The 5,795-nt window shown below is 66.7% G+C and carries 6 protein-coding genes; 5 read left to right on the top strand and 1 reads right to left on the bottom strand.

What is annotated here, in order from left to right; all coding sequences use genetic code 11:
- The coding region (locus DMC18_RS24635) for a TonB-dependent receptor (RefSeq protein WP_110133399.1) at window positions 1–2,248 on the bottom strand (2,248 nt) is incomplete at its 3' end.
- A gap of 471 nt (window positions 2,249–2,719) precedes the next feature.
- On the opposite strand from DMC18_RS24635, the gene queC reads away from it, so the two are divergent.
- From queC to DMC18_RS24610, 5 genes are all read left to right on the top strand, one after another.
- Window positions 2,720–3,499, top strand: a complete 780-nt coding sequence (gene queC / locus DMC18_RS24630; protein ID WP_110119501.1) for a 7-cyano-7-deazaguanine synthase QueC — start codon at window positions 2,720–2,722, stop codon at window positions 3,497–3,499.
- A gap of 129 nt (window positions 3,500–3,628) precedes the next feature.
- Window positions 3,629–4,261 (top strand): 7-carboxy-7-deazaguanine synthase, encoded by a 633-nt coding sequence (gene queE, locus DMC18_RS24625; RefSeq protein WP_110119500.1) that lies wholly within the window; start codon window positions 3,629–3,631, stop codon window positions 4,259–4,261.
- Between the two features lie 72 nt (window positions 4,262–4,333).
- Window positions 4,334–4,702, top strand: a complete 369-nt coding sequence (locus DMC18_RS24620) for a 6-carboxytetrahydropterin synthase (protein WP_110119499.1) — start codon at window positions 4,334–4,336, stop codon at window positions 4,700–4,702.
- A 74-nt stretch (window positions 4,703–4,776) separates the two neighbouring features.
- Complete coding sequence (locus tag DMC18_RS24615) at window positions 4,777–5,253, top strand: recombinase family protein (RefSeq protein WP_158285986.1); 477 nt, start codon at window positions 4,777–4,779, stop codon at window positions 5,251–5,253.
- Between the two features lie 67 nt (window positions 5,254–5,320).
- Complete coding sequence (locus tag DMC18_RS24610) at window positions 5,321–5,716, top strand: YciI family protein (RefSeq protein WP_110119497.1); 396 nt, start codon at window positions 5,321–5,323, stop codon at window positions 5,714–5,716.
- Window positions 5,717–5,795: the final 79 nt, after the last annotated feature.

The raw sequence follows: 5,795 nt of genomic DNA, 5'->3' as shown, positions 1-5,795 counted from the left end.
AGTTGCTGCCCAGGGCCGCGGTCGGCCGGGCGGCCTTGACCAGGGTCAGGGCCGCGTCGCCCTGGGTGCGGTTCATGGTGTCGATCGAGGTGACGCCGTCGCCGATCTCGGTGTGCAGATAGCCGACGTTGGCGTTGAGGCGCAGGCCGTGGATCGGCTGCCACAGGGTTTCCAGCTCGACGCCCCAGACCTTGGCGTCGATGTTCTCGTTCACCGAGGTGCGGTTGACGATCTTCGAGATCTGGTAGCCCTGGTAGTCGTAGTAGAAGCCGGTGGCGTTCAGCAGCAGGCTGCCGCCCAGCAGGGTGTTCTTGGCCCCGACCTCGAAGGCGTTGACGAATTCCGGCTGGTAGGTCGCCGCCACGCCGGCCAGGCCGATGGCCCCCGGCGGGTTGGCGCCGCCGCCCTTGTAGCCCTTGGAATAGAAGGCGTAGAGCAGGCTCTCGTCGGTGAACGGCAGGTTGGCCTTGTAGTCGAAGCCCAGGCGACCGGTCAGTTCCTTGAAGTCGGAATACTGCGCCGACGGCGTGCCCTGGGTCAGGCCGTAGCCCGTGGTCAGCAGCGGGGTCGGATAGTAGTCGGACTTCTTCTTGTCCTGGGTCTGGCGCAGGCCCAGCGTGAACTTCAGGTCCTCGTTGGCCTGCCAGTAGACCTCGCCGAACAGCGCGGTGGCCCGCAGGTGATAGGGCGTGTGGTTGTCATAGTAGTTGTGGCCCTGACCGGTCGGGGTGGCCGAGGTGTCGATGCCGATGCAGTTGGCCGTGGTCGACGGGTTGCAGGTCGGGTTGCCGGTGTTCTGGAAGTTCAGCGCCAGGGCCGAGATCGTCAGGCCGTTGCTGACCACCAGATAGTCGGTGATGCCCTGGTAGTCGAAATAGATGCCGCCGACGTTGAAGTTGATCGGCCCGTCGAAGGCCGACTGCAGGCGGAACTCCTGGCTCAGCTGCTTGGCCGTCGACTTGGAGATGTCGTAGGTCAGGAAGGTGTTGGACGTTCCGGTCTGCGGATCGGTGAAGAAGCCGCCCGGCGTCAGGGCCGTGCTGTTGAACGTGCCCGGCGAGATGTTCCGGAAGTAGTCCTGCTTCGAATAGATCTCGCCGTTGCTCAGCGAGGTCAGCGAGGTGAAGGTCAGGCTGTCGGTGATGTCGTAGGAGAAGTTGAACTGGTAGACGTCCGAGGTCGACTTGTAGATCGGGTCGAACAGCGTCTCGATCTCGCGCAGGTCCTTGCTGACCGTGTCGCCGGCGTTGAGGTCGCCGCTGGTGAAGCCCACCAGGTTGCCCAGAACGCCGTAAAGCGTGCCTGAGGTGTTGACCGTGCCGTAGGCGGCGTCGGTGTAGAGGCTGGCCGAAGAGCACCCTTGCGTCAGGTATCGTCGGGACGTGCCGGTGGCCACCCCGCCGACCGTGGCCGGGCCCGGATCCTTGGTGCAGAGCTGCTTGCCGATACGGGCGCGGTTGTCGTCCTCGTTGAAGTGCTCCCACATCAGATTGACGCGCAGGCGCTCGTTCGGATTGACCTGCAGGCTGACGCGGGTGGACCACAGGTCGCGATCGTCGACCTTGTGGTTGTTGTAGGTGTTGGTGACGAAGCCGTCGCGCTTGACCGAGGCGGCCGCGATCCGCAGCGCCATCTTCTCCTCGACGATCGGGATGTTGACCATCCCGCGCAGCTTGGTCGTGCCGTAGTTGCCGTATTCGGCGCGGGCCAGGGCCTCGAACTGGTCGGCCGGCTTGGCGGTGATGATGTTGACGACGCCGCCGGTGGCGTTGCGGCCGTACAGCGTGCCCTGCGGGCCGCGCAGCACTTCCACCCGCTCGACGTCGTAGAACTCGGCCTCGAACAGGTTGGAGGCCTGGAGGGGCGCGTTGTTGACGTGCACGCCGACGCCGTTGTCGGCCGAGACGCCGACGCCCTTGGAGCCGATGCCGCGGATCTGGAAGTTGAAGCTGTTGGTGAAGTTGCTCTTGCCGAAGCTGACGTTCGGAATGGCCTGCTGAAGGTTCGGGCCGCCGTCGATCTTCTGGACTTCCAGGCTGTCCTGGCTGAAGGCCGAGACCGCGATCGGCACGTCCTGGAGGGCTTCTTCCTTCTTCTGGGCGGTGACCACCAGCTCTTCGATCACGTTGTCCTGGGCCGGCTTGGCCGGGACAGGCGTCTGGGCGAAGGCGGGGGCGGCCACGGCGGCCAGCACGGCGGCGGAAGCGCTCATGGCCAAGAGGCCGCGCAAGCGCAGGGTCTGCGTCATTCGAAATCCCTCCCTGGACGCGATGACGCCTTGTTGGCGGCCCCTATCCGCGTCCCGTTGTTTCCTCGTCGCCGCACGTTTTCATTGTCGTATCTCCTTTGCGGAGATCGGCGGGCAGGTGTCCGGCAGACCTGCTTCGGCATTGCAGGATTGCATACTTGCGTTCTTTGGCTGTCAACTGCCGCGCCTGTAAGTAAACGGCGATAGGTTACGGCTTTTCACTTGACGCAACGTCATCTGTTGCGCCGAAAACTCGCTTGTTGGAAATTTAGAAAAGACGGTCCGCCGGGTGACGCAAGGTCATCCGTGACGGTCTACTGAAAACAGGGAGAAAATTTGCTCCCCCGCACGCTGTATCTTGTCGCATTCCCGTAAAAGGTACAGTCGGAAAACGCCGGTTGTCGAAGCCCTGGCGGCGCCGCGCCGCGTCCCGCCGTTCCAGCCGGGGGCAAGGTCGTGTAGAGGAGCGGCATGTCCGCATCTTCCACCTCTTCCGCGCCCTCGGGCGCCGCCCTGGTGCTGTTCTCCGGCGGCCAGGACTCCAGCGTCTGCCTGGCCTGGGCGCTCGAGCGCTACGCGCGCGTCGAGACCCTGGGCTTCGACTACGGCCAGCGCCATTCGATCGAGATGGAGGCCCGCCAGGCCGTCCGTCACCAGGTCGCCGCCCGCTTCCCGCACTGGGCCGATCGCCTGGGCGAAGACCACGTGCTCGACATCAAGAGCTTCGGCGCCGTCGCCGAGTCCGCCCTGACCGCCGACCGCGCCATCGAGATGACCGAGCGCGGCCTGCCGTCGACCTTCGTGCCCGGCCGCAACCTGGTGTTCCTGATCTACGCCGCGGCCCTGGCCGACCGCCGGGGCATCGACGCCCTGGTCGGCGGCATGTGCGAGACCGACTTCTCGGGCTATCCCGACTGCCGTCGCGACACGCTGGACGCCATGCAGAGCGCCATGAACCTCGGCATGGACCGGAACTTCCGCGTCGAGACGCCCCTGATGTATCTCACCAAGGCCCAGACCTGGGCCCTGGCCAAGACCCTCGGCGGCGAGGACCTGGTCGACCTGATCGTGGTCGAGAGCCACACCTGCTACCAGGGCGAACGCGGCGAACTGCACCCCTGGGGCCACGGCTGCGGCGAATGCCCCGCCTGCGAGCTGCGCGAAAAGGGCTACGCCGAGTGGGACGCGGCCGGTCGTCTTCCGCTTCCTTCTCCCCTTGCGGGAGAAGGTGGCGGCGAAGCCGTCGGATGAGGGGTCTCTCAAACCGATGACGCCGCGCCCGATCGTTCCGCCCTACGCGGCGGATCTCGCCATCAACCCCTCACCCGACGGTCCTCCGGACCGCCACCCTCTCCCGCAAGGGGAGAGGGGAGGTTCTCGATGACCTACTCGGTGAAAGAAATCTTCCTCACCCTGCAGGGCGAAGGCGGCCAGGCGGGCAAGGCGGCCGTGTTCTGCCGCTTTTCCGGCTGCAACCTGTGGACCGGCCGCGAGCAGGACCGCCACAAGGCCGTCTGCACCTTCTGCGACACCGATTTCGTCGGCACGGACGGGGAGGGCGGCGGCAAGTTCGCCACCGCCGACGCTCTGGCTGACGCCGTCGAGGCCGCCTGGACCGGCGGTCCGAACGATCGGCTGGTGGTCTGCACCGGCGGCGAGCCGCTGCTTCAGCTGGACGAGCCCGCCATCGCCGCCCTGCACGCCCGCGGCTTCCAGATCGCCTGCGAGAGCAACGGCACGGTCGTCGCGCCCGAAGGCATCGACTGGGTGTGCATCAGCCCCAAGGCCGACGCGCCCGTCGTCCAGACCCGCGGCCAGGAGCTGAAGCTGGTGTTCCCGCAGGAAAAGGCCATGCCGGAACGCTTCGAGAGCCTGGATTTCGAGCGCTTCTATCTCCAGCCGATGGACGGCCCGGACCGCGACGCAAACACGCAATTGGCCGTCGCCTATTGCCTTTCCCACCCTCAATGGCGTTTAAGCGTCCAGACACACAAGTATCTCGGCCTGCCCTGACGGATAAGGCGCTCGGTTTGGTGACAGGACCGTTGCGCTAGAGCCTCCCAGGCCTAGTCATAAAAGAAGTCCATGTCCGAACCCGTCTTCGAGATCACGAAGGCCGCGCATTTCGATGCGGCCCACTATATTGAGCAAGGCCCCGGCGACCATCGCTATCGCCGGCTGCACGGCCATTCGTTCCGCGTCGAGGCCAGCGTGAGGGGCTCCATGCAGGCGGCCGGCTGGGTCGCCGACCTGGAAAGCCTGGACGTCGCCCTCAAGGCGGTCGCCACCGAACTCGACCACGGCCTGCTCAACGACCGCCCCGGCCTGGAAAGCCCGACCCTGGAGCGGATCTGCCTCTATTTCGCCGAGCGCCTGAAGCCGCAGTTCCCCGGCCTGTCGCGCGTGGTCCTGTCGCGCCCGACCATCGGCGAGAGCTGCGCGCTGACGCTGTAAGGGTTTATCCCCGACTTTGACGCCGCCGCCCTCTGGCGCGGCGGCGCGGAGTTCGTCACACAGCGCCCATGCGCATGATCGGCTACTTCCGGGTTCCGCCCGTTCGCGGCGCGACCTTCGACGGTCCTCTGGCGGACAAGCTCACCGCCGCCGGCTGCGAGGCGCTGCATCACGACGCCTGCTACGCCCTGGCCGTGCACAAGCCGGGGCTGGACGCGGCCATCGCCTCGGCGCGGCCCGGCGACCTGCTGGTCGTCCCCAGCCTGCACGCCTTCGCCGCCCACCTGGTCGACCTGCTGCAGGTGCTGGGCAAGATCCAGGCGGCCGGGCTCTACCTGATGACGCTGAGCGAGGGGATCGACACCCGCATGCCCGGCGCCTTCTTCACCGTCTGCGCCCAGCTGACCCAGTTCAACGACCAGACCCGCATGGTCCGCACCGCCGAGGAGAAGATCGTCCGCCTGGGCCGCCCGCGGCCCGCGACGCCGGAGTCCGAAGCGGCTGAGGGCGATGCGTCGGAAGCGGTCGCAGAGGCGCCGCCCGAGGCCTGACGCCTCTTTCCAGAGAACGCCGGTCGGGCTACCCCTTGCGCCCATAAGCGCCTCGGGAGGCCTCGCCGTGCTCTACGCCATCCTCTGCTACAACGATCAGGACCTGGTCTCGAACTGGACCCCGGCGCAAGACGCGGCCGTGATGGAAAAGCTGTCGGTCGTCCACGAGCGGCTCTATGCTGAGGGCAAGCTGGGGCCGGCCGGCCGCCTGGGCTTCACCGGCTCGGCCAAGACCCTGGTCAAGGGCCAGGAGCCGCCGATCGTCATGGACGGTCCCTACGCCGAGACCAAGGAGGCCATGCTCGGCTTCTACATCGTCGACTGCGCCTCGATGGACGAGGCCCTCGACGTGGCCCGCGCCCTGGGCGAGGCCAATCCGACCGGCGCCTACGAGATCCGGCCGCTGTCGCTGTATCTGGAGGGCCTGGCCGTGGGTGATCAGATCCCCCAGGCGGCGGAATAGAGCCCCCTCAGTCGCTTCGCGACAGCTCCCCCAGAGGGGGAGCATCTGCGGCGTAGATCCTCCCCCTCTGGGGGAGGTG

It is taken from the genome of Caulobacter sp. D5 (assembly GCF_003185805.1).
In the GTDB taxonomy this organism is placed as follows: domain Bacteria; phylum Pseudomonadota; class Alphaproteobacteria; order Caulobacterales; family Caulobacteraceae; genus Caulobacter.
Note: the sequence above shows the minus strand (reverse complement) of the source record. Positions and strands in the feature narration are given on the sequence as shown.